The organism is Geomonas propionica (assembly GCF_016458235.1).
Classification (GTDB): Bacteria; Desulfobacterota; Desulfuromonadia; order Geobacterales; family Geobacteraceae; genus Geomonas; species Geomonas propionica.
In genome coordinates, this window is the sequence record NZ_JAEMHK010000011.1 from 64,780 (window position 1) to 90,056 (window position 25,277).

Genomic DNA, 25,277 nt, shown 5'->3' on the forward strand with positions numbered 1-25,277 from the left:
ATCGCTGGGATGCGGCGCACCGACTATTTATACCACAAAGGTGTCAGGGCGACCAGAATGATTGACACTATAATTGGCTTCTGTTATAGGAAACCGTTGAGAAAATTAATGGAATATCCAAAACAATCCGGAGGGGTCGATGATTCTTCAATGCGACCAGTGCAATACGAAGTTCAGGCTGGACGATTCCAAGCTTAAGCCGGGCGGTGTCAAGGTCCGTTGCTCCAAGTGCCGGCACGTCTTTGTGGCCGGTGCCGAGCAGAAAGCGGAAGAGTCGGACTTCGACGCCCTTTTGTCCGGACTCGGGGCTCAGGCCCCGGCGCAGGCCGAACAGGAACCGACTGCCGCTCAGGCCGACCAAGAGACGCCGTCTCCCAAATTCGGTGTTGATGCTTCCCAGCCGCAGCAGAACGATCTCGCGGAGTTCGGTTTCGAACCCGAACCTGAGCCGGCCCCCGCATCCAAACCGGGTGTTGCAGCCGCTGGTGCTGCGGCTGCCGGCGCAGACGATATCGATTTCGGTGACATCAACATTGAGACCGGCATGCCGGCCGGGCACGAGACTCCTGCCCCTGCCGATACCGGGTTCGGCGAGATCGAGTTCAATGAAGAACCCGTGAATCCCGCCCCGAATGCTCCGACAGCGGCGGCGCCAGATCTTGATTTCGGCGAACTCTCCTTTGATGATTCACCGGCGCCAACTGCGGAGCCCGCTCCGGCAGCCGCAGATTCTGCCCTGGATTTCGGTGATCTCTCCTTCGATGAACCTGCCGCGGCGGGTAAGCAGGAGGAGGCCGCTACCCCGATACCTGATGCGATGGCGTTCGGCGAACTTACTTTCGAAGAAACTGCGCCTGCGGCTAAGGAGGAGGCAACTGCCGCCGCCCAGTCCGCCGAGGACGCGTTCGACTTCGGCGAGTTCTCTTTCGAGGAGACCTCTGCCCCGGCCGAGGAATCTCCCTCGGAAGCGCCTGCCGCTGCGGCGGACTTTGGTGAATTCTCTTTTGACGAGACACCTTCGGCTGCCAAAGAGCAAACCGCACCTGCCGAGGAAACGCCGGAGTACGGGGACTTCTCCTTCGACGAGCCGGCAGCCGCTCCCAAGGAAGAACCTGCGCCAGCGGCTGGCGCCGATTCCTTCGATTTCGGGGATTTTTCCTTCGAAGAACCGGCGCCTCCCGCCCAGGAAGAGCCTGCCGGACCGGAAGCTGGATCCTTCTCCTTCGAAGACGACGCGGTGTCCGAGGCCGCCGGCGAGGGAGCCGCGGAAACGGCCGCTTTCGGTCAGGGCGATGAGCAAGGAGAGGGGCCTGCGCCGGCCCGGGATGAGGAGTTCAGTTTCGGCGACTTCTCCTTCGCCGACGCGCCCAAGGCCCAGCCCGAGGCCGAGCCAAAGGATGAGGCAGAAGGGGCTGTTCCGGCAGCGGTCGCCGCCGCGGGACTGGCAGGTGCTGTTGCTGCAGTCGACGCTGTCCGCGACGAGGAGGAGGTAGCCATGCCCGGCGCCACCGCCGAGCCCAAACCGGCCGCCAAGTCTTCCCTCGACTTCAGCTTCGGCGACAAGTCCTTCGCCGCTGCCGTCCCGGAGGAAGGGTTCGAAGAGGAACTTCCGCCGCTGTCGATATCTTCCCGGCGCAAGGGGCGTTCCGTCCTTACCATCGCCATTGTCGCCATCTGTGTGGTCGTGGTGCTGGCGCTGAGCGGCGCCGGGTTGTACCTGCTGCAACGCGGTCCCGAGGCGATGAAGAAGCTGGACCAGTACGGCATAGGTTTCGTCGCCAAATGGTTCGGCATGGAGGCCCCGGAGGAGGGGCGCATCACCATCAAGAACGCCCTCGCTTCCTTCCACCAGAACAAGGAGGCGGGCGAACTGTTCGTGGTGAACGGCGAGGCTGTCAATTCCTACCGCAAATCGCGCGCCTCGATCCAGGTCAAGGTGAGCATCTTCGACAAGGCAGGCAAGGTGCTGCTGCAAAAGACCGCCTACTGCGGCAACCGCCTCTCGGCGGAGCAGTTGAGCACGCTTCCCTTCACCAAGATCGAGTCCATCATGAACAACCAGTTCGGCGACTCGCTCTCCAACCTTGGCGTCAAGCCGGACCAGTCCATCGGTTTCGTGGTGGCTATCGCCAACGTGCCCAAGGAAGCTGCCGACTTCGGCGTCGAGGTGGTCGGCTCCACGGTGGCCGCCGGGCAGTAAACAGAAAGACCATCAACCAGCGACAATAAAAAAGGCCGGCATTTGCCGGCCTTTTTGCGTTTCATTAAATTCCCCGTGTTCCGCTTTCGCAAGGTTGATGCGGGATTTCCAGGGCGGCTATCCGTTGTCACGAAGCGCAGCACCAGAACGAGCGTCCTCCCCTTTGCGAAGGGAAGACAGAGGGGATTTGCTGTTGGGGGCGGTTGCTCAGGCCTTGTTGAGGCTGGTGATGTAACCCTTGATCCCGGCGAGGATGCCGTCCGCAGTCAGCGCCTGGTAGTGCGGATCCTTGAGCTTCTGCTCGTCACGTTCGTTGCTTAAAAACGCGGTCTCCACCAGGATGCTCGGCATGGTGGCGCCGACCAGGACGTAGAAGGGGCCCTGCTTGACGCCGAGGTTCTTGACCGTGGGGTAGCCGGTTTGCGCCTTCTTGTAGAGCGCCTTTTGCACCTCGTCGGCCAGGTGCGCGGAATCGTTCAGCTTGTAGTTCGCCATCAGGTCGAAAAGGATGGCCTGCAGCGTACTCACTTTCTCCAGCGAAGTCCCGTTTTCCTTGGCCGCGAGTTGGGCCACCTTCTCGGTCTTGGCGAGGTTCAGGTAATAGGTCTCGATGCCGTTGGCGTTGTGGTTCAGCGAGGCGTTGGCGTGGATGGAGACGAAGAGGTCGGCGCCCACCTTGTTGGCGATGGCGGTCCGCTCCTGCAGTTCGATGAACACGTCGGTGGAACGGGTCATGACGACGTCGATCCCGAGCTCCTCCCGTATCTTCTGGGCCAGATCCAGGCCGATCTGCAGCACGATGTCCTTCTCCCGGGTCCCCGACGGGCTTACCGCCCCCGGGTCGTGTCCGCCATGCCCCGGATCGATCACGATCCTGCGGATCCGTCCCGGCTTGAACTTCGCCTGCTTTCCTTTCTCCACCGTCTTGGGCTTCTCCGGCGGGTTCACCTTCTCCACGCTCTTCGGCTCGGCGGGGGCACTCTCAATCACCTCTTTGGAGGCGGAGATCTCCTGCCTGCGATCCCCCTTCACGTCCACGATGATCCGGTAAGGCTCGGAGAAGGTGAAGACCTTGTATTCCTTGATGCTGTCCAGGTCGAGCACCACGCGCACTGTCGAGGCGGCGAACTGAGCGATGCGGACGCTTTTCAACAGGCCGTCGCCGATGGTGAGGTCCTTGACGCCGGGGTTGAGGTGGGTCCCCTGCAGGTCGAGGTAGAGCCGGTTGGGGAGCTTGTGGTGCTCGAAGCGCACCTCCTGGTCCAGGGTGATGGAGACCCTGGTGTAGTCCGGGGTGGACCAGTGCTTCAACTCGGTGACCGGCACCAGCGGGGCGCCGGGGGCGGCCTGAGCCGAGCCGTTCCAAAGCGGGGCGAGCAGTAAGGAGCCCTGGGCCGCCACGGCCCGGCAGGCGAGCCAGCGGCAGTAGGGGGCGGCAAGTCCCAGGTATTTGACGAATTCCCTACGCTTCATGCGCCTTGACCTCTCTTTGTGCCATTACAGCATCCTCTTCAGTTCGTCCACCAAGTTGAGCGCCTCGAGCGGTGTCAACAGCGCCACTTCCACGTCCTTCAGCCTCTCCCTGATCTGGTCGTCACCCCCGCCGAAGAGCGAGAGCTGGGGTGAGGGGGGCGGGTTTTTCTTGCCCCGCGCCAGTCGCGGTACGCCCCCTTCGCCGTACTCCCCTTTTTCCAGGTTGGTGAGGATCTCCTTGGCGCGGTCGATGACCGCCTGCGGCAGCCCGGCCAGGCGCGCCACCTGGATGCCGTAGGAGTGCGAGGCGCCGCCGGGGACGATCTTCCTCAGGAAGATGATGCGCTCGTTCCACTCGCGGACCGCGATGTTGAAGTTCTTGATGCCGGGACGGGTCACGGCGAGCTCGGTGAGCTCGTGGTAGTGCGTGGCGAAGAGCGTCTTGGCCGCGTGCGCCTTGTTGTCGTGCAGGAACTCCGCGACGGCCCAGGCGATGGAGACCCCGTCAAAGGTGGAGGTGCCGCGACCGATCTCGTCCAGGATCACCAAACTCTTGGCCGTGGCACCCCTCAGGATCGCCGCACTCTCCATCATCTCCACCATGAAGGTGGAGTGGCCGCGGGCCAGGTTGTCCGAGGCGCCGACGCGGGTGAAGATGCGGTCCACCAGCGGGATGCGCGCCTTCTCGGCCGGCACGAAGCTCCCCATCTGCGCCATCAGGGTGATCAGGGCCACCTGGCGCATGAAGGTCGACTTACCCGCCATGTTGGGGCCGGTGATGATGATGAGCTGGTTCTCGCCGTTGTCGAGCAGCGTATCGTTGGGGACGAAGCGCTCCGACGAGTGCATGTCCTCGATGACCGGGTGCCTCCCCTCGGTGATGGAGAGCTCGCTCCCCTCGTGCACCTCGGGACGGCAGTAACCCTTGTCGTGGGCGAGCTCCGCGAGCGAGGCGAGGACGTCCAGGCAGGCCAGGCGGTCGGCGCTCCTGGCGATGCGCTCGCCCTGCGCCGCGGCGGCCTCGCGCACCTGCTGGAACAGGTTGAACTCGAGGTCCTTGATGCGGTCCTCGGCACCGAGCACCTTCTCCTCGTATTCCTTCAGCTCCGGGGTGATGTAGCGCTCGGCGTTGGCGAGGGTCTGCCGCCTGATGTAGTCCTCGGGGATGGCGGAGACGTTGGCCTTGGTGACCTCGATGTAGTAGCCGAACACCTTGTTGTAGCGGATCTTCAGCGAGGAGATCCCGGTGCGCGCCTTCTCCTGGGCCTCCAGACGGGCGATGAACCCCTTTCCCTCACGGCTGATGGCGCGCAGATCGTCCAGTTCCGCGTTGTAGCCGTCGGCGATGATGCCGCCGTCGCGCAGCACGAAGGGGGGATCATCGACGATGGCGCGGGTGATCAGGTCGCAGATCTCGGAGAGCGGGTCGATGCCGGCGTCGAGTTCCTTCAAAAGTAGCGCCGCGCAGGCCGCCACCTGCTCCTTGATGGCGGGGAGCCGGGACAGCGACGCCTTGAGCGCGGCCAGGTCCTTCGCCGACGCCGAGGCGAGGCTGATGCGCCCATTCAGGCGCTCCAGGTCGTAGACCCCGGAGAGGAGCGTCTTCAGCTCGGCCCGCACCCCTGGGAACTCAATCAGCTCCTGCAACGCGTCCTGACGCCCGCGGATCTTCCCCTGGTCCATGAGCGGGTAGTTGATCCACTGCTTGAGCTTACGCCCCCCCATGGCGGTGACGGTCCGGTCCATGAGCCCAAGGAGTGACCCCTTCCTCTTGCCGTCGGAGATGGTCTGGGTCAGCTCCAGGTTGCGCCGGGTCGACTCGTCCAGGAGCAGGTGCTGGTTTTGGTTGTAGGGGGTGATACCGGTGACGTGCGGGGCGTTTCCCTTCTGGGTGTCCACCAGGTAGTGCAGCACGGCACCAGCGGCGAGGAGCGCGACCGGCAGGGTGTGGCACCCGAGGGTCTCGGCCGTCGCCCCTTTGAACTGGTTGCCGATCAGGCGGCTACAGTAGTCCGCGTCGTAGACCCACTCCTCGAAGTAGGTGACGCTGCGGTCGGAGGCCGCCGGCACCATTTCCTTGGCCCTTTGCGGCTCCCGGAAAGAGGAGGGGAGGATGATCTCGCGCGGCGCGATGCAGGCCACCTCGGCCAGCGCCGCCTGCAGCCCGGAGAGCTCGGTGACCCGGAATTCGCCGGTGGAGAGGTCCAGGTAGGAGAGGCCGTAGCAGTCGCCGTCGCAGCAAAGGGCAAGCAGGTAGTTGTTTTCCTTGGGAGAAAGCGAGGCGTCCTCGACCACGAGGCCTGGGGTGATCACCTTGACCACCTCGCGCTTCACGATTCCCTTGGCGAGCTTCGGGTCCTCCGCTTGCTCGCAGATGGCGACCTTTTCACCCGCCTCGACCAGCTTGGCGATGTAAGGGGCACAGGAGTGGTAGGGGACTCCGCACAAGGGGACTTCCGATCCGTCGGCGTTTTTATTGCGCGAGGTGAGGGTGATACCGAGAATGCGGGAGGCCTTCACCGCATCGTCCAGGAACATCTCGTAGAAGTCGCCGCATCGAAAGAAGAGGATGGCGTCGGGGTGTTCTGCCTTAATCTCGAGGAACTGCCGCATCATGGGCGTCATTTCAGACATTTGGAAACCTTTTCGGGGGAAAGAAACGCCGGCATCTTAACAAAATAGCGTGTCCATGTAAAGCTTCCCCGCCCGGCCTCAGTGAGGAATCGGCCGGCGGGGGAGACGGGAGGATGCTTGGCGGGCCCCGCAGCGGAAAAAACCTTTTTTTACACCCGCTCTCTGGAGCTTTGCGACAAATACCTTAAAATTGCCTAATGTTTTTTTCGTGGACCCCGCCACGCAGCCTCTAGTGGCGCTGCAGGGGGAGGGGCGTACGTGACGCAGGCGAGAGCGGACCGGCACCACCAGGGATGCCGGCAAAGGGAGGTGCAGCATGGGGCATGGACGAAAGATCTCGGTGGTGGGGCTTGGCTACGTCGGGTTGCCGGTGGCGGTGGCGTTCGGCAAGGTGCGCAGCACCATCGGCTTTGACATCAGCACGAGAAGGATCGACGAGTTGCGCGCGGGGTGCGACCGGACCGGCGAGGTGGGCACCGAGGAGCTGGTCAGCGCGAACATCTGCTACACCAACAGGATCGAGGACCTGCGCGAGGCGGACTTTCACGTGGTGGCCGTTCCGACGCCGGTCGACCCGGCCAACCAGCCGGATCTCACCCTGTTGTGCTGCGCGTCGGAGACCGTGGGCAAGGCCCTCAAGAAGGGGGACATCGTGGTGTACGAATCCACGGTCTACCCCGGCGTCACCGAAGAGATCTGCCTCCCGATCCTGGAACGGGTCTCGGGGATGAAGAGCCCGGCCGATTTTACGGTGGGGTATAGCCCGGAACGTATCAACCCCGGCGACAAGGAGCACACCTTTACCAGCATCCTCAAGGTGGTGTCGGGACAGGACACGCGCACCTTGGACGTGATCGCGTCGGTGTACTCCGAGGTGGTGGTCCCGGGGGTGCACCGCGCCCCCTCGATCAAGGTCGCTGAGGCCGCCAAGGTGATCGAAAACACCCAGCGCGACTTGAACATCGCCCTTATGAACGAGCTGGCCCTGATTTTCGACCGGCTCGGCATCGACACCAGCGAGGTACTCGCCGCGGCGGGGAGCAAGTGGAACTTCCTCAATTTCAAGCCGGGGCTGGTAGGGGGACACTGTATCGGCGTCGACCCCTACTACCTCACCTACCAGGCAGAGAAGATCGGCTACATCCCGCAGGTGATCCTGGCGGGCCGGCGCATCAACGACGGTATGGGTAAGTTCGTTGCCCAGCGCGCGGTGAAGGAGATCATCCGGGCGGGGCACCACGTGCTCGGCTCCTACGTCACGGTGCTCGGGCTCACCTTCAAGGAGAACTGCCCGGACCTGAGGAACTCCAAGGTGGTGGACATCCTGAACGAGCTGGGGGACTACGGCCTCAAGGTCCAGGTCTGCGACCCCATGGCCGACACCCAGGAGGCGAGGAGCGCCTATGGCGTGACCCTCAAGGACCCGGACCGCCTGCAGCCTGCGGTCGCCGTGGTGGTCGCGGTGGCCCACGACGCCTACCGGCAGTGGAGCCCGGCCAAGTTCGCGAGCCTCATGGTCGAGAACCCGGTCCTCATCGACGTCAAAGGTATCTACGACACCCACCAGATGGCGGCGGCCGGGATCCGGGTCTGGTGCCTGTGAAGGCGTGGGGGAGGGGATGAGAGACGGACACAGCTACCCCAGGGAACTGGTTGCCTTCATCTACGCCAGGTGGCGCGACGAGGCCTTTCTGGACCGGGTCTGCCCTAAGGCGGAGCAGGGGAGCCTGCAGCTTCCTGAGCGCGGGGTGCTGGAGCAGGTCATCTCCACCTGTTACCAGGCGAGCCTCCTGCGCGAGGAGGAGCGTCCGGTCATGTTCCGGCTCATCATCCGCGATTCCTACCTTTTCGCGGCCCAAGAGGGCCCTCCTACCGGGATGCACCGCCTCATCTTCTCCAGGACGCGCCCCTTCAACGAGTACGAACTGCACCGCCTGGCCCCGGCCGCCGACTTCTACCGGACCCTGATCGGCATCTTTATCGATCCGGCGCTTGGGGCGCAGATCTGGGGGCTGCTCCACTCCGGGACCCGCTGGATGCATGCCGTGTACGGCGGCAGGAAGACCTCCCCTCCCATGCCGCCCAGCCTGGTGGTCTACGTCACCGGGCCGGGGCAGATCTCGGTCTGTCTCGGGGACGAGATCATCGCCTCCCTAAACGGGGGGCAGATCAACTGTCCGTCTCTGGACGTGTTCAACTCCGGCTGGATGACCAAGAGCCTCGCCCCGTTGAACGACGAGACCTTCGCACTGCACCGCAAGGCACGGGAGCGGGCGGAGCGACCCTGGGCCAGCCTCGACCCCGAGTTCGGCTCAAAGATCGGCCAGCAGGCGATCCGTCGCATCATCAGCGTGATCAGGAACTCCAACCACGGCGGGTTGCTGGTCTACCTGCCTGCCGAGATGGCCGACGAGATCATGGAACAGAACCCGTACCTGACCCTGAAATACCAGTTCCTGGAATTCGATTCGCGGCAGCGCTTTCTCTCGCTCACGTTGCGCATCATGAATACATTGGCCGAGATCAACGGGGGAGCTGCCGACGAGGGGAGGATGGTGGGGTGGCTCGAGTACGTCAACAGCAAGAATGAGAACATCGCCCTCCTCGACGAGGCGATCTTCGACGTCGCCCACTTCATCGCGGCGTTGTCCGCCGTGGACGGCGCGGTGGTCATCACTAAGCGGCAGGAATTGCTCGGCTTCGGGGGGGTAATCTCCGGGGATTTGGACAGCGTGGGGATGGTGGCGCACGCCTTGGACACCGAGGGGGGGCAGTGCGAGTCGGTGCTGAGCGAGGGGGTGGGGACCAGGCACCGGGCGGCATACCGCCTCTGCCAGCGGCTGCACCAGGCCATAGCCATCGTGATCTCGCAGGACGAAACGGTCCAGATCGTGCGCTGGCATAACGGTTCGGTCACCTACTGGGACCAAGTCCCGACAGGCGTGCCGGGGTTTTAGGGAGAAACGGAGAGCCAGTCATGGGAAACGACATCAACGTGGTGTTCATGGGTAAATTCGGGTACCCCTCCGGCATGGCATCGACCAAACGGATCCAGCATTTTCTGGACTACCTGAACGTCTTGTCGACGACAACGAGGGTACTGCAGCTTCGGTCGACCGATGAGGGCGCGGACGAGGAGCAAGCCGGGAGCTACCTGGGGACCGAGTACCGGCGCATCGGCGCCGACCTGAAGCTGGACCGGTCCCTGGTTCCGGCGCTGTACCGGTACCTGAAGGAGGGGGTGGATTCACTGAAGCGGTGGCGGATACCGGGGGGGAGGAACGTCCTCTACAGTTACGGCGGGGTTACCCTGGAAAATGTCCTCTTCATCCTGGCGGCGAAGCGTCTGGGGTACCTGGTCATCTTCGACATCGTGGAGGACAACACCTTCATTGAGGACAAGCTAAGCCTCCCGGGGAAGATCAGGTGGCTGGCGGGGGAAGTCCTGGACCGGTTCTTCTTGGGGCTTGCCGACGGGGTTGTGGTGATTTCTAACTATTTAAGGGGACTCTACGGCAAGAAGCTGGCGGCGTCGGTCCCCTTGTGCCTGATCCCGATCTCGGCCCGGTGCGCGGTGGAAAACCGCCCCGGGCGGGAGCCGGGGCCGATGCGGATCGTTTACGCGGGGTCCTTTGCCAAAAAGGATGGCATCGACCAGCTGCTGGACGCTTTCGAGACGGTGCAGCAAAAGAAGGGGAACTGCACCCTGATGCTGTGCGGCACCGGGGCCAGCGTCAAGTTGTACCAGCCGCGCATCGCCGCGAACCCCGCCATACAGTACATCGGCTACCTGGATGACAGCGCCTTTTACCGGTTCCTGCTGGGGGCGGACGTCCTGTGTGTCACCCGAACCGGCTCGACCTACGCCAACGCCGGGTTCCCCTTCAAGCTCGGTGAGTACCTTGCCACCGGCAACCCCGTCATCGTCTCGGACGTCGGAGACGTGCGTCGCTACCTGAGTCACATGGAGGACGCCATCATCGTCGAGCCGGGCAACGTCTCCGCCATTGCCGGCGCCCTCGAATACTGCCTCGATCACCCTGAAACAGTTGCCAAAATCGGACTAAGCGGGGCGGACAAGTGCAAGCGCTACTTCAACCCGGCGGCTAACGGCAGCCTCTTGTTACAACTGATCCGGAAGCTGTGATGCCGCTTCCGAATAGACCGGCGTAGACCGGTGCGGCATCGCTCCCCTTAGCTCCTTGTCTGCCGTGACGCCTTCAGTCAGCGTCGACGTTGCGCACCCCCTCCGGCTTCCAGGCCGGCGAGATCACCTTGGCGCCGCACTCCTTGCCGAGCAGGGTGCCGAAAGTAACGGAAAAATCCCCAAACCTGTTGTTGACGTGATCCATGGCGCTCGTCACGAGCGCCTTTTTTCGTTCGCTCTCGAACAGGGGCAGCTGTTCCGCCTGGTGGCTCAGGTTGGTGAGACGCACACCCAATAGGCGCACCGGCTGGGCCAGCTCCAGTTGATCCAGGATCTGCACCGCGTCCCGGTAGATTTCATCGCTGTTGTTGGTGGGGGCGGAACGGCTCATCTGACGGGAGAAGGTGGTGAAGTCCGGGTAGCGGACGGTGAGGGTCACCGTCTTGCCGGTGACGCGGTATTTCCTGGCGCGCCTTCCCACCATCTCCGAGAGTTGCAGCAGTACCGCCAGTATCTCCGAGCGCAGGCTACGGTCCGTGTCCAGCGTGGTGCTGTGACCGACGCTCTTGACCTCCTCGGCCTCCTCCTCGGGGACCACCGGGGTGTCGTCCACACCGAGCCCCATGTAGTGCAGCCGCTCTCCGGTGACACCGAACTTCTTCTTGAGGACCTCGACCGGGAATCTCGCCAGCTCACCGCAGGTCCTGATGCCAAAAGCCGCCAGTTGCTGGTGGGTTTTCGCCCCAATGCCGCAGAGATGCTGGATCGGCAGCCGCTCCAGGACTCGGGCCACCTGGTCCGGCGCGATCACGGTCAGCCCGTCCGGCTTCTGCATGTCCGAGGCGAGCTTGGCCAGGAGCTTGTTAGGCGCGATGCCGACCGAGCAGGTGAGGCCGAAGCGTTCCCTGATGCGCTCCTTGATCATTCGGGAGATCTCTTCGGCCGAGCCGAACAGGCTCAAGCTCCCGGTCACGTCGAGGAAGGCCTCGTCGATGGAGAAGACCTCCACGAGCGGCGTGTACTCACGCATGATGCCGATGATCTGCTTCGAGGTGTAGCTGTACTTCTTGTTGTTCCCCACCACGAAGATCAGCTCCGGGCACTTCTGGCGCGCCTCCCAGCTGTTCATCCCGGTCCTGACCCCGAAGGCCCGCGCTTCGTAGGAGCAGGTGGTGATGATGGTGCGCTTGGCCGCGCCGATCACCGCCACCGGTTTTCCCTGCAGGGCGGGGTTTGACTGCTGCTCGACCGAAGCGAAGAAGGCGTTCATGTCGATGTGCAGGATGATCCTGTTCTCTGCCAAGTCCTACTGCTCCTCGACCCCCACGAGGGTCCAGTTCTGGTCGGAGGTGTCGTACATCAGTTCGTAGAGGTTGCTGTCGTCGCAGACCGCGAAGTGCAAGCGGGTGGCGCCCCCCATGGAGTCCTTCCAGCAGTATGCCAGGCGGGTGATGCAGCACTTTTGCCGGCGCCACTCGAACCAGACCGGCCGGATCCCGGCGCCAGGGGCGAAGATGGCCGCTACCCTGACACTGTCGCACAGGCGCTGCATGAAATTACTCCATCTGCCGATAGATGCCAACAACTTTCCCCACGATGGAGACCTCGCCGTCGCCTTCCTGGACGATGATGGGAGCGTAGTTGGGGTTCTCCGGCTGCAGGCGGATCCGGTTCGCCTCGTGGTAAAAGCGCTTCAGGGTCGCCTCGCCGGCCACCATGGCCACCACGATGTCCCCGTTGTTCGCGTCGGGTTGCGGGCGCACCAGGGCGAGGTCACCCTCCTTGATGTGGGCGTGGATCATGGAGTCCCCCTTGACGCGCAGGAAGAAGGTCCCCCCCTTGTCCAATTGCGAGCGGTCGATGGTGAAATGTCCCTCGACGTCCTCGATGGCCGGGTGTAGCGCCCCGGCCCGCACCGTTCCCACGATGGGAAGGCTCGCCCCCTGCCCCTGCCGGCTCAATGTGATCCCCCGCGTGCTCCCCTCCTGGCGGCGCAGATATCCCTTCTTCTCCAGCGCCTCCAGGTGCTTCAACACCCCCAAGGTGCCGCTCACCCCGAGCTTGGCGCCGATCTCGCGCAGGGTGGGGGGGTACCCATAGGTCTCTATGTGCCGGGAAACGATGTCCAGCACTTCCTGTTGCCGTGGCGTCAACTGCTCCATCCGTATCACCTCCTGGTTACCTTGTGGCAACCATACTAAATGGTAACCAACCCCTGTCAACAGCAAAGTGGGCTGGGGTGGCTTCCTTGAGTATTGGTTTTTTCCAATTATAGTGAATCGTTGTTCCTGGTGGTGCAGCGCCAGTCCAAGCGAAAACGGAGGCAGCCATGGCAAATAAGGCAACGCAGACAAAGGGCGCAAGGTGGTGTGGGCAGGGGGAACAAGCCGGAAGCTTTGGGGGAGGATGCCGACGGCCCGGTACGTGGGGCGCCTACGGGGGCGGATGCCGACCGGGCATCCGGCTCGCGCTCGTCGCGCTAGTCGCCTGGCTGCTCCTGCACCCGTACTCGCCGTGCCTGGCCGCGGAGGAGCCGGTCTACCACACCCCGCTGGCCGGCGAGGCGAAGCGGGTGACCTTCATGGGGCAGCAGGTGGACATCCCGGCGGTGGACCGCACCAACATGACCTCCATCACCGTGGGCGCGTCGCTTCTGGCACCGGCCCAGGGGCAGAGTCCGGTCATCCCGGTGGCCGCCCTCTACCACCGGCGCATCACCGAGCACAGCGCCGCCCGGGCCATGGTGGCGGTGTTCGTCAACGAGCTCGACTACCTGCGCGACCTGGGCGGCTGGGACCTGGTGGCACAGTTCGACAGCGACACCCTTCCGGTCGCGGGGAGGGAACTTCGTGACGGCGAGGAGATCCGGGGTACCGCGCTTTACCACGGGGTGCTGCTCGGCTCGCTTGGCGTCGGCTGGCGCCGGCCGGTCCACCCCTTCCAGGTAGATAATGACTTCAGGGTGCAACTAGTGGCGCGGGGGGGGTACTTCTACGCCCACCCCGAGAAAGACACCGCCCCCGGCCTCTGGGTCCCTCCCAACACCCCGCTGTACGGGGCGCGCTTGCGCTGCCGCTACGACGGGTTGCGCCGCAACCTTTTGGAGCTGCCGCACCAGGGTGTGGCGGCCGGCTTCGACATTGACTACCTGCACCGGGACCGGTGGCAGGGGGAGGGAGGGGCAGGGGACCCGGGCAACCGCGACTACACCCAGGTGGAGGGGCATCTGGTCGCCGCGGCGGGGGTGCCGGGGCTCTCCGAGCGCAACCGGCTCCTGTTCAGTCTCTACGGCGGGGTGACCGCCGCGGGGAAGGGGGATCGCTTTAACGCCTTCCGTCTGGACGGCGCGCCTTTCCCGAGCGAGCAGTACGACCTCGCCTGGCCCCACTATTCCGGCGTGATCTACGACCGGGTGCTCGCGCGCGGCTACGCCACCGCCAGTGCCGGCTACCGCCGCGAACTCGCCTTCTTTCTCTACCTGAGCACAATCGGCTCCTACATCTGGGCGGACCGCTCCAGCGCGGTGGGCAATAACCGGGTCGACTTCGACGAGATGCACGGGGCAGCCGCCACCGTCGCCATCGACAGCGCCTTCGTCTGGGATTCGTCGCTTTACCTCGCCTGGAGCTGGGAGTCGGGGGTGATGCGCAACGGGCGGTCGGGCAACGGCGTCACGCTGATCTGGAACAAACTTTTCTAAGGGAAGACTTGCAATCGGAGGGGAATGATCTTAAGGTGGCGCTTCCCCTCAAGGGGAGGGGAAGCTGACCAGATAGTCTATGACCTCGGGCGAGGCCTTGCCGCCGCTGAACTCAGCTATCTCGGGCATGACGACCAGGGTGGAGAGCTTGGCGCCGCTACGTGAGAGCTGCTCCGGGATCGCGTTTTTCACCCCGTGCCAGATGCCGGTCAGGGCGACGATCTTGGTCTTCGGGGCCTTCTTCCGGTACAGGCTGATGTTGGTCGCCATTCCCGAATTGCGCAGGGTCTGCGCCTCGCAGAAGTAGTCGAAGACCCGTCCCCTGGCTGAGCGCTTGAAGATTTCGCCGAACGACTGCTTCAGGAATTCGGTGTGCGGGTTGTTGACGTCGCAGGTGGTGCCTTCGGGGAGCTTTCTGCGCTCCTCAGCGGTGAGCGTCGCGTAACCCTGGCGTGACACCTTGATCACCAGTTCCTTGGGGACGTTCAGTGCGATCATCGGTATCTTGTTGTCCCGGGCGAACAGGAAGATGTCGCGGTAAAGGCGCCAGTCGTAAGACCAGTTCCTGGCGAACACCGGCTGGAAATCCGCCTCGGACATGGTGCCTGCCAGAAAGGCGTCCAGCTCCTTCTGATTGTCCGACTGCATCACCTCAACGCCGACAGCCAAGGGAAGCTTGCGGGCTTTGAGCTGGCGGATCACTTCCAGCTGCAGGTCGTGATGAGCCGTTTGGTCATGCACCTCGCCGATCATGACCAGGTCGGCGGCCTCGGCCTTGGCGCAAAGCTGCTGCAGGGAAACCGGCTGGCGGTCGCTGACGCGGGTGATGGCCTGGCCGGCGACTGCGCTAAAAGGAAGGGTCAAGGTGCAGAGGGCGACGAAGAACAAGGCGATGGTTTTGGGCATGGTCATCTGAGGTCCTGGGTCTGGCTGGTTTGGAAACTGCAGCCTACACCAACGCCACTAAGATCACAACTTTAATTGCTTCTTGCCGGCGGTGCCAGAGTCACCCGGCGCGAGGCGTCCTGCTTTAAGGAGGTGCGCATGCGGGTGGTTTACATGTTGTCGTCGCTGCTTTTTATGCTGTTTTTGGCGGGCTTTCCCTGCCTCGCCTCGGCGACCGGGGAGGGAGCCGTGGTGAGCCAGGAGATAGCGGTGAGCCTCGATCCTGCGCGGCACGCTCTTTCCGGTGAAAGCCGCATTGTCTTCGCCCCCGGAAGCCGCAGGGTCCGTCTCAGGCTCGCCCGCCAGGCTCGCGTCGAGTCGGTACGCTGCACTGGTCGCGACCTTCCCTTCACATTCCGCTCCGGTGCGGTTGACCTGGAACTCCCCGAGGGGAAAGACAGCGTGGCGATCTCCTACCGGGCCAACTTCGACGACCAGGTCTCCCGACACCCCGCGGCGGGGGAGGACCCAAGCTACGGCGTCAACGCCACCATCGGCAGCGAGGGGACCTTCCTGGGGGGGGGCGCCTACTGGTACCCGGTGCCGGACCAGGTCCCCGCCAGCCGCAAGGTCGCCATCACGGCGCCGGCAGGAATCGAAGCCATCACCTTCGGCGCCCGGCTGGCCAGGGAAACCTCCGGCGACGCCACCCGATCGGTGTGGCAGGAGAACAACCCGGTCGGGGCTCTGTCGCTATGCGCCGGCCCGTACCTGGTCGAGGAGCGCAAGGCGGCGGGCATCACCCTCTACAGCTACTTCTACCGTGACAATGCGGAACTGGCGCCGCGCTACCTCGACGCTGCGGCGAAATACCTCACCCTGTACCAGGAGCTCTTCGGCCCCTATCCCTTCGAGAAATTCGCCGTGGTGGAGAACTTCTTTCCCACCGGCTACGGTTTTCCCTCCTTCACTCTGCTCGGCGGTTCCGTGATCAGGCTCCCCTTCATCGTCGACACCAGCCTCCCCCACGAGATCGCCCATTCCTGGTGGGGCAACGGGATCGATGTCAACCTCTCCGAAGGAAACTGGTGCGAGGGGCTGGTCACCTACCTGGCCGATTACCTCTTGAAGGAGCGCCGCTCGCAGGCCGAGGGGGCGGAATACCGCAGGCAACTCCTCATCGACTACGCCTCCCTGGTCACCCCTGACAACGATTTTCCGCTTACCGCCTTCGTAAGCCGCAATGACCCCGCCTCCCGGGCCATCGGCTACGGTAAGTCCGCCATGGTGTTCCACATGATCCGGTCCCGGATCGGGGACGCCGCCTTTTTCGGCGCGCTACGGGAGCTGGCGCGGCAGCGGATGTACCGCTCCGCCTCCTGGAGCGATCTTTTGCGCGGTTTCGAACAGAGGTCGGGCCGGGACCTCGCGCAGATCAGGCCGCTCATCGAGGGGAAGGGGGGGCCGCGGCTGGCGCTGAGCGACACGCAGAGCCGACGCTCCGGAGCCGGATGGAAGGTGAACGGGACGGTCAGGCAATCGCCGCCGTACTTCGCACAGGGGGTTCCGTTGCGCCTGGAGAGTTCGTCGGGGGCGGTTACCAGGCTCTTGCCGGTCCCGGCGCAGGATGCCACTTCCTTCGACCTCACGGCGCCGGGTGAGCCGCAGCGCCTCCTGCTCGATCCCGACGCCGAGATCTTCCGTATCCTCTCTCCCGGCGAGATCCCGGCTACGGTGAACAGCGTCAAGGGGTCGGGCAACCTGATCGGGGTCATCACCCGGAGCTGCCGGGCCGAACGCGATAGTTTCCGCAGCTTTCTCTCCTCTCTCTCTCAGGCGAAGGCGGCAGTGGTCGACGAGGCGGATTTGAAACCGGCGCAGCTGGCAGGGCACGACCTTCTCTTTTGCGGACTCCCCCGCGATCGCTCGCTCTTGCCGACCGGCGCTGCAGCGGTCCTCCCCGCAGGCGAGGGGGGGGAGGGTGACATGCTCCGTTTCGCGGTGCTGCAGCGCAGCGCCCCGGCCAAGGGGGTGGTCGCGATCTTCGAGCCGGGATCGCAGGCGGCAGCCGCCGTCTATGGTCCCAAAGTGACCCACTACGGCAAATACGGCTACCTTCTCTTCTCAGGCGGTGCCAACCGCCGCAAGGCGACCGCTCCTCCCTCCGACGGCGAGGTCATGGTCCGCTTTGCGCATCCCACTCCCTAGAACAGTTTCCGGCGCCTCCCCTGACCTGGGGGCGCCGGATTCCCCACCTTTCGTTCCGTGCCCTCCCCGCATCGCCTTGTATTAAAATTGATTTTTTTGAATTAAAAATTACTTAAGTTATGCTTGCCCGCGTCGATAAGCAGTCTATCGTGCGCGCGGAGGGGGCGCCGGACTGGCCACTCTGCGACCTTTTTCCGTGCGAGCAGCGCCAACGGTTGGAAAACCACCGGCAGAACGCCGGGTCGCCCAGAAAAGGAGTTACGCCATGACAGTAAGTGATATCTCTTTGACCGCCGGCATGAGGACCAACCTTCTGTACCTGCAGAACACAAGCCAGCTGCTGAACCGGACCCAGCAGAGGCTTTCCTCCGGGAAGAAGGTGAACAGCGCCCTAGACAACCCCACCAACTACTTCGCCGCCCAGAACGCCAACCAGCGCGCGAGCGACCTCTCTGACCGCAAGGACGGCATGTCCGAGGCGGTGCAGACGGTTAACGCGACCAATGCGGGGATCACCGCCATCACCGGTCTCATCAACGCCGCCAAAGGCGTGGCGCAGTCCGCCCTCTCCACCAGCGACACCACCGTCCAGTCGAAGCTGGCGAACCAGTACAACACCATCCGCAGTCAGATCGATAACCTCTCTTCCGACTCCGGCTACCGCGGCCTCAACCTGTTGAGCTCGATCAACACCCTCACCGTCAACTTCAACGAGGACGCCAGCTCGACCCTGGACGTGGTCGGCTTCGTGGCCAGTTCCAGCGGCCTTAGCCTCACCGCGGCCAGCGGCAGCTGGCAGACCGTTTCTGATATCACCACGGACACCGCCAAGATGGACACCGCCATCTCGACCCTCAGGGTCAACACACAGGCGCTGGCCGCCAACCTGAACATCATCACCACCCGCCAGAGCTTCACCGACGAGATGATCAATACCCTGCAGACCGGCGCCGACAACCTGACCCTCGCCGACATGAACGAGGAAGGCGCCAACATGCTCATGCTGCAGACCCGCCAGTCGCTGGGCACCACCTCGCTCAGCCTCTCGTCGGCGGCCGCCCAGTCCATCCTCAAGCTGTTCTAGAACCTGCCGGCGGGATGGCCCAGGCCATCCCGCCCTCTGCATAACAAGGAGCGGCTATGGACTACTCTGATTCAAGTCAGCCCGGTCAGGCGTTATTGCAGCCGCAGGAAAATGCCTGTTGCAACAGCGCGGCAGGTTCCGCGTTCCACACACCGGACCTGCCACCATCCGCGGACCAAGGCTCCTCGGTTCACGATCTCAGGGAGGAAGCAGCCAACATGCTGCGCCTGGCACGTGCCCATGAAGGGGGTGGCACCCCCTTGAGCATCTCTTCGAGGCAGGCCCGGGTGGTTTTGGGACAGTTCTAGCCGCCACCCGGATAACCAGCCGCCAGACCAGTTTATTGATAAGGGAGGTGTGAATATTGCACACGTTTTTTCATCATGAGTCCCTGAGAAAAACGGTCAGTAACAGACGCTGCGGCGCGAGGGGGCGGGTATGCTGGTTCAAGTGCATTGGACAAACAAAAGGTACGATTACGTGAAGGACTATATGCTGAATAGTCTGATCGAGGCCGGCGTCGTCTCAAGGTTTTTGCGCTCTTCCGGTTGGGTGACGGTCGGCGTAGATCCGGTCCGGTCGTCTCGAAGCAAAAAGCCCTACCAGGGGCCTGAGCGAAGGCAGATGGGAAAAGCCGCCGCTTAAAAGTGGAATTGTCGGACTCCTTTACACATGCCATGCACCATGTCGGATTCCTTGACAAAAGCAACCGAACAAAGGGGAGCAGCCCACTTTGTTCGGTGAATTCGGACTTTCTGTTTCCCATATGCGGTTTCGACGGCGTCTTCAGTAGAGGGCGCCTTTTTTTATGCGGTCATCTGTCTTTTTCCCAAACTCGGGGGGAAGATATCTTCTCGCAGGACATCCTCCAGAGGACGCCTTTTCTTATGCGCGCTTGATTTACGCTGAGTACCGACACGGTTCCTGGTTCTGGCAGCGCCGCAGGGGGCTTCGTTGGGTAGTCCGGGATTCTCCCGTCACCGGTGCTGAATGACGCAAAAGGCGGTGTCACCAAGTGACACCGCCTCATTGTTTCCGGCCGAATATTTCTATTCGATACTAGACGTTTCTGCGGCGTTTGCCATAGATGGCAAGGCCAAGGAACCCGGTGCCAAGCAGCAGCAAGGTTGCCGGTTCCGGTACCACCGGCGGACCGCTCTGAGCGTCGTGAGAGAAAGGTGCAAATTCAGTTACCTGAGTGCCGTCGACGTTGTAGAGATCGAAGTGGAGAAGGTAGCCGCTGTCCAACCCGGTAACGTCAACCGCGAAGCTTTTCCAGTACTGGGTAACCCCGTTTGCCGTACTTCCATCCTGCGTGTTTATCGCAGGGTTCAGGAAGTCGGAGCCTGAAAACTGGAAATCTTTTTCGATGAAGTAAGTCGGGAAAATGCCATGTCCCGGCAGGTCATCTTGCTTGAGGTACGCGAGCGGGGGAGTGCCGTAGCTCATGTCCGCCGTTACGTCGTAGCTGGTCCCGGCGAAGCTGAAGCTGCCCAGGCTTGCTGAGGTGTCAACCTTACTGCCGTTGGCGGTAAGGAGCGCTACCGAGATCCAGTAGGTGTCGGAGATCGGATTGCCAGCGTCCGGAACAAGGTATGCCTTCAGGTCGAAGGTCGGGCTGCTGGCAATGGTCGTTTCGGTGATGGGGTCATAGTAGCCGCCGTCTATGCCGAGTTGAAGAGTTGGGACTGCATAGGCGTTGATGGCCATTGTTAGAAGCAGTGCAGTAGCTAGAAGAAACTTTCTCATGGCTTGTTACCTCCTTTTGGGACCTATGAGTACTGTTGCTGAGGTGTGGTGCAAGCCGGGTGCCAATCCGCAAGTCGTTGATTTTGTAGCCTCGGGGGGAGCACTCGATCCCGAGTGTAAATTATGCCGACATGCATCTCCCCGCAGGCCCTCTACCAGTAATGCCAGTTTCCGGTGTGGAGCACGTACAGGCTGAGGGCGAGATTGGTGACCGCATGGGCAAGTACGCACTGCATGAGGCTGTGTGTCCGGTACAGCACGATGCTGTATGCCGCGCCGGCAATGACCCCTGCCGCGAACTGGTGGTGTTCTAGACCAAAGAGAAGTGAAGCCGCGAGAAAGGACCCCCAGGTGAACCGCCCAAGCGGCACTCTTTCGAAGGCCGGGTCGATGATGTAGCGCAGCAGGAAGGAGCGCCAGAACAGTTCCTCCATGACCGGGACGACGATGAAGGCCCCAGTCACCCGTGTCGCAACCATCACTGCGCGGACCGCCCCCTCCGGAAAGAGGGCCGGGTCGAAGCCGGCCGGCCTGGGTATAAGAGGCAAAGTCACGGGGATGTTGATCCACAGCACAAAGATCGCCATACCTGTCGCAATTGAGGCTGATGAAGTCTCGAGGCGCATCAGATCCTTTAGCTGCAACTCGCCGTAGTGACTACGCCACAGATACAAAAGCAGCGCGACGGACAGGACCTTGACGGGGTACAGGGCATGCAGCGCAAGTTGCGGGCTGGCAAGCAACTGGTGCCCGGCCAGAAGGCGCACCACTTCATCAAGGCCGATGAAGACCATGAAGATGGCGAAGGGGAGGACGCGGTACAAGGTGCCGCGGTCCAAGCGCGTGATTTTGGCAGTAAGCTCGATCATAATGACAGTAATTTAAGCATACCGCCGGTGCCCTGTCCATCTGCGCAGTTGGCGGCCTAGGTTGATACTAAACGGTTCTCGCGGGGTATGTGTCAGGGAGCAAAATTGAAGGGCCACTGCCTCTGTGGAATCTTTCACATAGAGCATCCGGGACAGTTGCTGTATTTTTTCGACGCTGTAGACTAAGTCATCATGGCCATTTCTGCTGTCACATACAGAAGTGAATCTTCTTCAAAAGCGCGGCACTGACTTCGAGAGGAAGCTGTCTTCGCGCCGCGGGGGGAAATGAGCAAACCGTCCATCACCGTCATCGATTCCCCCCCCGAGTTGCTCTCCCTCGCGCCTTCCTGGAGCGAACTGCTGAGCGCCTCGGTTTCCGACAGCGTGTTTCTCACCTGGGAGTGGATTTCCTCCTGGGTCGAGAGTTGCCTTGGAGCGAACCGCAGGCTTTTCGTGCTTGCCTTTCAGGACAAGGGGCACTTGGTCGGGTGCGCCCCGTTCTACATAGAGACCGGCCACGGCATGCTCCCGTTGCGCACTGTCCGCTTCCTGGGAGGGCCGGAGGGGGGAAGCGACTACCTGGACGTCGTTTGCCGCAAGGGATGCGAGCGTGAGATCGCCGACCGGTTGTACGACTTTCTCATGGGTGAGGGGCGGCAGGCATGGGATCTGCTGCACCTGCAGGATATCCCCGCCGAATCGGTTTTCCTGCTTCGCTTTTTGAACAGGCTCGATGAGGAGGGAAAACATGCAGAACTCGGCTGCAAAGCCTTCTGTCCGGTAACCTCCCTCAAGGGACTGCGGGACGGTTGGCCTGCTGCGGCAAGCGACGGCTGCAGGAAGAAGTTCGTCAGGGAACTGGCCGTGCTGGAGCGGGAAGGGGGCGTGGAACACACCGTGCAGATGGTCGGTCCCTCCTGCTCCGAGCTTGAGAGCTTCTTCAGCTTCTATGAGAGGGTAAGCGGCAGGTCCGGGGAGAGGCTGCGCCCCATCCTGCAGGGGTTCCGTAACCGGCGCGCGGGAAACCCGCTTCGGGTAGACACCCTTGCGGTGGACGGCAGGGAGATCGCGGCGCTGCTCCATTTCGACTACAAAAACGAACTTTTTTTATACCTGGTGGCGGTGGACAAGGGCTTCAACCCCAGGATCAGCGCAGGGCATCTGCTGTTGGGGAAGTGCATCCTGAGCGCCCTGGAGCAGGGGTACGGCAGCTACGACTTTCTCAAGGGGGATGAGGCGTACAAGTTCCACTGGGCCGCCGGGGGCAGGCGTACGCTGCAGCTGAGGCTGTGGCGCAAGTCGCCAGCCGGCGTGGCCGCGGCAATGTGGGGAATGGCCCGCCAGGCGGGGAAGCTGCTGCTTAGGTAGGGCGTGCAGGTACGGTGATGGAGGATGCCATGGAAGGGCTAAGGACGTGTCAACTTCAGGTGGTCTATCAGTCAGGTCATCCCCTAACCCTCTTCGACAGGGCGAGGACCTTTGCGCTGCGCATCAACAGCGCCATCAAGCGTCGCCTGGTCAGCCGCTTCAGCGGCATACAAGAGATCAGTGCCGGGGGTGCGTCGGTGATAAACCGTACCGCCAATCTCCTCTCATCGGCTCATGGAGGGTGCTTCCAGCCGGGGGAACTGGTCGAGGTGTTGACGGCTGAGGAGATCCTGCGCACGCTGGACGGCAACAACTGCTGCGGGAAGTTGCAGTTTATGCCGGGCATGTGGCGTTTCGCGGGAAAGCGGTTCACCGTGCTGAAACCGGTGAAGACCATGTTCGACGAGCGTGCCTGGAAGATGGTGCGGGTAAAGGACACCCTCGTACTGAGGGATGTCATCTGCGACGGCGCCGAGCTCTACGACAAGGAGGGGTGTGACCGCTGCTGCTACTACTTTTGGAAGACCGACTGGCTGCGCAAGGTCCACTAGCGGGGTGCGGGATGGCCAATACACCATTGACAGTCGAGCTCTCCGACCAGTGGGAGGCAACCGTCTACCGGCAGTGGTCCTTCTCCGCCGAACTCGTTACCCGCTGGAACGGCCTGGCGTCGGCCTATGGAGATGCGGGGGTCTTCCTGACCCATGGCGCCTTCACCTGCTGGTGGGATTCCTTTGGAGGCGCTGCGGAGCCCCTGGTCACGGTAATCCGCCACGCGGGGGAGGTCAGGGGGATCTTCCCGTGCCAGTTGGCGCCGGGTAAAAGCTCTCGCCGGGAACTGGGCATCCGGTCCCTTACCAACAGCGAGAGCCACTGCTTCGACTTTCTGGTGGAGGAACAGGGGCGCCGGGAGACCCTTTCCCGATTTCTCAGCACCGCCCAGAGGCTCTTCCCGGGGAAGGGCATCACCATCGACAAGATGCCGGAGGGTGGCCCGAACACGCAGCTCTTTCTGGAAGTTCTGGCGGCGAGAAGGGGATGCTTTTACGACAGCTTCACCCCCTGCGCCCCCTGGCTGCAGGTCCCCTCCTGCGCAAGCGAGCTTTCAGGGCGGCTTTCCGGGAGGCTGCAAAAAACGCTGCGGCAAAGCCGCAAGAGAGCGCAGAGGGAAGGGCACCTCTCCCTGCAGGTGGTTACCGGGAGCGACTGCCTCGACGCGGTCCTTTCCGAGGTATTCGACGCCGAGTACCGAAGCTGGAAGGGGAGGGCAGGCACTGCCGTAAAGTGCAGGGAAGACGCCGACTCCTTCTATCGCGCCCTCGCCCGCCAGGCGATGCAAGAGCAGGCGCTGCTTCTGTTCCTGCTGAGGCTTGACGACCGGGTGACGGCGGCCTGCTTCTGCCTCGCGCGGGGGAAAACCCTTTTCGTGCTGAAGACCGGCTACGACGAAGGGTACCGCCACCTGACCCCGGGGATCCTGCTTCTTGAGGAGGTGCTCAGCTATTGTCGGGACCAGGGGGGCTTCGCCCTCTGCGATCTGCGCGGGGTCTGCGAGCCCTGGAAGATGGAGTGGACCGACAAGACCGGTTCCAGCGGCGTGATCAGAGTCTTTCCGGCTTCTGTGGCCGGGACGCTTGAGTACCTCACCAGCTACGGCTGGAAACTGTACCTGAAAAGATTCCGCGTGGTGCGCTACTGTCTGGAACGCTTCAGGCAGTAGCGGTCCGCGTTGATAACCCTGCAGGTGACACATACCACCACTTTTTCCTGATTGTTGCCTCAATTGCTGCGGCACCCCGTCTGGGAGGTGAAGGTCATGTTTCTGGTCGTTACCATCGATACCGAAGAGGATAACTGGGGGCAGTACACCGACAGGAGCTATTCCTTAAAAAACCTGCTAAAGCTCCATGAGCTCCAGACGTTGTTCGACCGTTACGGGGTTCGGCCGACTTACCTGATCAACTACCCGGTCGCTACCGACCCGCTTGCCATCGAACTGTTCTCCCACTTCCTTGCCAAGGACAGCTGCGAGATCGGCATGCACTGCCATCCCTGGAACACCCCCCCCTATGAGGAGTCGCTCTGCTCCTTCAACAGCATGCTGTGCAACCTTCCGGAGGAGCTGCAGTACCGCAAGCTGAAGACACTCAGAGACGCCATCCGGGATAATTTCGGGGTCACCCCTGTCTCGTTCCGCGCCGGCCGGTGGGCCTTCGGCAGTTCCACGGCCCGGTCGATCCAAAAGCTCGGCCTGAAGATAGACACCTCGGTCACCTCCTATACCGACTGGGGGGGCAACGGGGTGGACTACTCCGCTGTGCCTCCGCGTCCTTACCGCTTTTCCTCGGAAAACATCCTGGCATCGGACGACAGTGGTGAACTCCTGCAGTACCCTGCCTCGGTGGGGTTTCTGCAGCCCCACTTCGACATCTGTAGCCGTGCCCATGAACTGCTGAGGAAAAATCCCCTAAAGCAGATGAGGCTTTGCGGTTTGCTGGACCGGCTCCGGCTCCTGAACAAAGTGGCACTCTCCCCCGAGACCGCGTCCGGCAAGTCGATGGTCAATTTGGCCAAGCGCTTCGAGCGCCTGGGCATAAACTACCTGAACCTCTTCTTTCATTCTAATTCCCTCGTCAAGGGACTTTCCCCCTTCAACAGAAGCGACGCCGACACCCGCAGGTTCTTCGAGAGCCTTGAGCAGTTCCTTCATTACGCCCGGGAAAGGGGAATGGAGCGCTCGGTGCTCAAGGAGGTTCGCCTGGGGGATTTCTGCCCCTGTGGCAGGGAACTGCAGAGCCCCGATCGCTGTTGCGGCGCCTCCCGCCTCCCGCCGCAGGTGAGCCGCGCGGGTGTCTTCGATGCTGAGGCCCGGCGGGCGCGAGCCGCGGGTTTCTTACAGCCCAGGGCGTAGCCGGCAGAGGGGGGCGCCCCCAGGGGACTGGGGGCGGGGAGTCTTACAG

General features: G+C 62.6%; 21 protein-coding genes. 13 read left to right on the top strand and 8 right to left on the bottom strand.

The window, feature by feature from the left end; translation table 11 throughout:
- Positions 1–139: 139 nt before the first annotated feature.
- Positions 140–2,200, top strand: coding sequence for a DUF3426 domain-containing protein (locus tag JFN90_RS14745; protein WP_199395887.1), 2,061 nt, complete (start codon positions 140–142; stop codon positions 2,198–2,200).
- Between the two features lie 207 nt (positions 2,201–2,407).
- On the opposite strand, the gene JFN90_RS14750 is transcribed toward JFN90_RS14745, so the two are convergent.
- A complete protein-coding gene (locus tag JFN90_RS14750; protein ID WP_199395888.1) occupies positions 2,408–3,673 on the bottom strand; it encodes an N-acetylmuramoyl-L-alanine amidase in 1,266 nt (421 codons plus the stop codon).
- A gap of 24 nt (positions 3,674–3,697) precedes the next feature.
- Positions 3,698–6,307: a DNA mismatch repair protein MutS gene (gene mutS / locus JFN90_RS14755; protein ID WP_199395889.1), complete on the bottom strand. Its 2,610-nt coding sequence runs from the start codon at positions 6,305–6,307 to the stop codon at positions 3,698–3,700.
- A 316-nt stretch (positions 6,308–6,623) separates the two neighbouring features.
- Between mutS and JFN90_RS14760 the strand changes: the two genes are divergently transcribed.
- From JFN90_RS14760 to JFN90_RS14770, 3 genes are read left to right on the top strand one after another with little or no spacing between them, the layout of a single operon-like run.
- Positions 6,624–7,910, top strand: coding sequence for a nucleotide sugar dehydrogenase (locus tag JFN90_RS14760; RefSeq protein ID WP_199395890.1), 1,287 nt, complete (start codon positions 6,624–6,626; stop codon positions 7,908–7,910).
- A gap of 16 nt (positions 7,911–7,926) precedes the next feature.
- A complete protein-coding gene (locus JFN90_RS14765) occupies positions 7,927–9,264 on the top strand; it encodes a putative sensor domain DACNV-containing protein (RefSeq protein ID WP_199395891.1) in 1,338 nt (445 codons plus the stop codon).
- Between the two features lie 20 nt (positions 9,265–9,284).
- The gene (locus tag JFN90_RS14770; protein ID WP_199395892.1) at positions 9,285–10,454 is read left to right on the top strand and encodes a glycosyltransferase family 4 protein; all 1,170 of its coding nucleotides are present in this window, start codon (positions 9,285–9,287) and stop codon (positions 10,452–10,454) included.
- A 73-nt stretch (positions 10,455–10,527) separates the two neighbouring features.
- Here JFN90_RS14770 and dinB read toward each other — a convergent pair whose 3' ends face one another.
- From dinB to lexA, 3 genes are read right to left on the bottom strand one after another with little or no spacing between them, the layout of a single operon-like run.
- Positions 10,528–11,757 (bottom strand): DNA polymerase IV, encoded by a 1,230-nt coding sequence (gene dinB / locus JFN90_RS14775; protein WP_199395893.1) that lies wholly within the window; start codon positions 11,755–11,757, stop codon positions 10,528–10,530.
- Between the two features lie 3 nt (positions 11,758–11,760).
- Positions 11,761–12,006: a hypothetical protein gene (locus JFN90_RS14780; protein ID WP_199395894.1), complete on the bottom strand. Its 246-nt coding sequence runs from the start codon at positions 12,004–12,006 to the stop codon at positions 11,761–11,763.
- A 4-nt stretch (positions 12,007–12,010) separates the two neighbouring features.
- On the bottom strand, positions 12,011–12,616 hold the full coding sequence (gene lexA, locus JFN90_RS14785; RefSeq protein ID WP_199395895.1) for a transcriptional repressor LexA: 606 nt from the start codon (positions 12,614–12,616) through the stop codon (positions 12,011–12,013).
- A 167-nt stretch (positions 12,617–12,783) separates the two neighbouring features.
- Between lexA and JFN90_RS14790 the strand changes: the two genes are divergently transcribed.
- Positions 12,784–14,154, top strand: a complete 1,371-nt coding sequence (locus JFN90_RS14790) for a porin (RefSeq protein ID WP_199395896.1) — start codon at positions 12,784–12,786, stop codon at positions 14,152–14,154.
- A 48-nt stretch (positions 14,155–14,202) separates the two neighbouring features.
- Here the strand turns inward: JFN90_RS14790 and JFN90_RS14795 are convergent, their stop codons facing one another.
- A complete protein-coding gene (locus tag JFN90_RS14795; protein ID WP_236019017.1) occupies positions 14,203–15,066 on the bottom strand; it encodes a ChaN family lipoprotein in 864 nt (287 codons plus the stop codon).
- Positions 15,067–15,198: 132 nt separating this feature from the next.
- On the opposite strand from JFN90_RS14795, the gene JFN90_RS14800 reads away from it, so the two are divergent.
- From JFN90_RS14800 to JFN90_RS22640, 4 genes are all read left to right on the top strand, one after another.
- On the top strand, positions 15,199–17,247 hold the full coding sequence (locus tag JFN90_RS14800) for a M1 family metallopeptidase (RefSeq protein ID WP_199395897.1): 2,049 nt from the start codon (positions 15,199–15,201) through the stop codon (positions 17,245–17,247).
- Between the two features lie 265 nt (positions 17,248–17,512).
- Positions 17,513–18,331: a flagellin N-terminal helical domain-containing protein gene (locus JFN90_RS14805; RefSeq protein ID WP_199395898.1), complete on the top strand. Its 819-nt coding sequence runs from the start codon at positions 17,513–17,515 to the stop codon at positions 18,329–18,331.
- 56 nt (positions 18,332–18,387) lie between these two features.
- On the top strand, positions 18,388–18,639 hold the full coding sequence (locus JFN90_RS14810; RefSeq protein WP_199395899.1) for a hypothetical protein: 252 nt from the start codon (positions 18,388–18,390) through the stop codon (positions 18,637–18,639).
- A gap of 130 nt (positions 18,640–18,769) precedes the next feature.
- Positions 18,770–18,976: a GSU3473 family protein gene (locus JFN90_RS22640; RefSeq protein WP_407931930.1), complete on the top strand. Its 207-nt coding sequence runs from the start codon at positions 18,770–18,772 to the stop codon at positions 18,974–18,976.
- Between the two features lie 414 nt (positions 18,977–19,390).
- On the opposite strand, the gene JFN90_RS14815 is transcribed toward JFN90_RS22640, so the two are convergent.
- Together JFN90_RS14815 and JFN90_RS14820 are read right to left on the bottom strand one after the other, a co-directional pair.
- Positions 19,391–20,080 carry a choice-of-anchor N protein gene (locus JFN90_RS14815; protein WP_199395900.1) on the bottom strand — a complete coding sequence of 230 codons (690 nt, stop codon included), beginning with the start codon at positions 20,078–20,080 and terminating at the stop codon, positions 19,391–19,393.
- A 152-nt stretch (positions 20,081–20,232) separates the two neighbouring features.
- A complete protein-coding gene (locus JFN90_RS14820; protein ID WP_199395901.1) occupies positions 20,233–20,949 on the bottom strand; it encodes a CAAX prenyl protease-related protein in 717 nt (238 codons plus the stop codon).
- 285 nt (positions 20,950–21,234) lie between these two features.
- Here JFN90_RS14820 and JFN90_RS14825 point away from each other — a divergent pair, with 285 nt between their 5' ends.
- From JFN90_RS14825 to JFN90_RS14840, 4 genes are all read left to right on the top strand, one after another.
- The gene (locus JFN90_RS14825; RefSeq protein WP_199395902.1) at positions 21,235–22,317 is read left to right on the top strand and encodes a GNAT family N-acetyltransferase; all 1,083 of its coding nucleotides are present in this window, start codon (positions 21,235–21,237) and stop codon (positions 22,315–22,317) included.
- Between the two features lie 29 nt (positions 22,318–22,346).
- Positions 22,347–22,868, top strand: a complete 522-nt coding sequence (locus JFN90_RS14830; protein WP_199395903.1) for a hypothetical protein — start codon at positions 22,347–22,349, stop codon at positions 22,866–22,868.
- 11 nt (positions 22,869–22,879) lie between these two features.
- A complete protein-coding gene (locus tag JFN90_RS14835) occupies positions 22,880–24,037 on the top strand; it encodes a GNAT family N-acetyltransferase (RefSeq protein WP_199395904.1) in 1,158 nt (385 codons plus the stop codon).
- Positions 24,038–24,133: 96 nt separating this feature from the next.
- On the top strand, positions 24,134–25,228 hold the full coding sequence (locus JFN90_RS14840; protein ID WP_199395905.1) for a polysaccharide deacetylase family protein: 1,095 nt from the start codon (positions 24,134–24,136) through the stop codon (positions 25,226–25,228).
- Positions 25,229–25,277: the final 49 nt, after the last annotated feature.

Bases quoted from the DNA above. Each gene is read 5' to 3' on its own strand.
- JFN90_RS22640 (WP_407931930.1), top strand. From the start codon at position 18,770: ATGCTGGTTCAAGTGCATTGGACAAACAAAAGGTACGATTACGTGAAG.
- JFN90_RS14800 (WP_199395897.1), top strand. From the start codon at position 15,199: ATGCGGGTGGTTTACATGTTGTCGTCGCTGCTTTTTATGCTGTTTTTG.
- JFN90_RS14760 (WP_199395890.1), top strand. From the start codon at position 6,624: ATGGGGCATGGACGAAAGATCTCGGTGGTGGGGCTTGGCTACGTCGGG.
- JFN90_RS14825 (WP_199395902.1), top strand. From the start codon at position 21,235: ATGAGCAAACCGTCCATCACCGTCATCGATTCCCCCCCCGAGTTGCTC.
- JFN90_RS14840 (WP_199395905.1), top strand. From the start codon at position 24,134: ATGTTTCTGGTCGTTACCATCGATACCGAAGAGGATAACTGGGGGCAG.
- JFN90_RS14780 (WP_199395894.1), bottom strand. From the start codon at position 12,006: ATGCAGCGCCTGTGCGACAGTGTCAGGGTAGCGGCCATCTTCGCCCCT.
- JFN90_RS14820 (WP_199395901.1), bottom strand. From the start codon at position 20,949: ATGATCGAGCTTACTGCCAAAATCACGCGCTTGGACCGCGGCACCTTG.
- JFN90_RS14745 (WP_199395887.1), top strand. From the start codon at position 140: ATGATTCTTCAATGCGACCAGTGCAATACGAAGTTCAGGCTGGACGAT.
- JFN90_RS14795 (WP_236019017.1), bottom strand. From the start codon at position 15,066: ATGACCATGCCCAAAACCATCGCCTTGTTCTTCGTCGCCCTCTGCACC.
- JFN90_RS14830 (WP_199395903.1), top strand. From the start codon at position 22,347: ATGGAAGGGCTAAGGACGTGTCAACTTCAGGTGGTCTATCAGTCAGGT.
- JFN90_RS14765 (WP_199395891.1), top strand. From the start codon at position 7,927: ATGAGAGACGGACACAGCTACCCCAGGGAACTGGTTGCCTTCATCTAC.
- JFN90_RS14815 (WP_199395900.1), bottom strand. From the start codon at position 20,080: ATGAGAAAGTTTCTTCTAGCTACTGCACTGCTTCTAACAATGGCCATC.
- JFN90_RS14790 (WP_199395896.1), top strand. From the start codon at position 12,784: ATGGCAAATAAGGCAACGCAGACAAAGGGCGCAAGGTGGTGTGGGCAG.
- mutS (WP_199395889.1), bottom strand. From the start codon at position 6,307: ATGTCTGAAATGACGCCCATGATGCGGCAGTTCCTCGAGATTAAGGCA.
- JFN90_RS14770 (WP_199395892.1), top strand. From the start codon at position 9,285: ATGGGAAACGACATCAACGTGGTGTTCATGGGTAAATTCGGGTACCCC.
- JFN90_RS14810 (WP_199395899.1), top strand. From the start codon at position 18,388: ATGGACTACTCTGATTCAAGTCAGCCCGGTCAGGCGTTATTGCAGCCG.
- JFN90_RS14805 (WP_199395898.1), top strand. From the start codon at position 17,513: ATGACAGTAAGTGATATCTCTTTGACCGCCGGCATGAGGACCAACCTT.
- JFN90_RS14835 (WP_199395904.1), top strand. From the start codon at position 22,880: ATGGCCAATACACCATTGACAGTCGAGCTCTCCGACCAGTGGGAGGCA.
- lexA (WP_199395895.1), bottom strand. From the start codon at position 12,616: ATGGAGCAGTTGACGCCACGGCAACAGGAAGTGCTGGACATCGTTTCC.
- JFN90_RS14750 (WP_199395888.1), bottom strand. From the start codon at position 3,673: ATGAAGCGTAGGGAATTCGTCAAATACCTGGGACTTGCCGCCCCCTAC.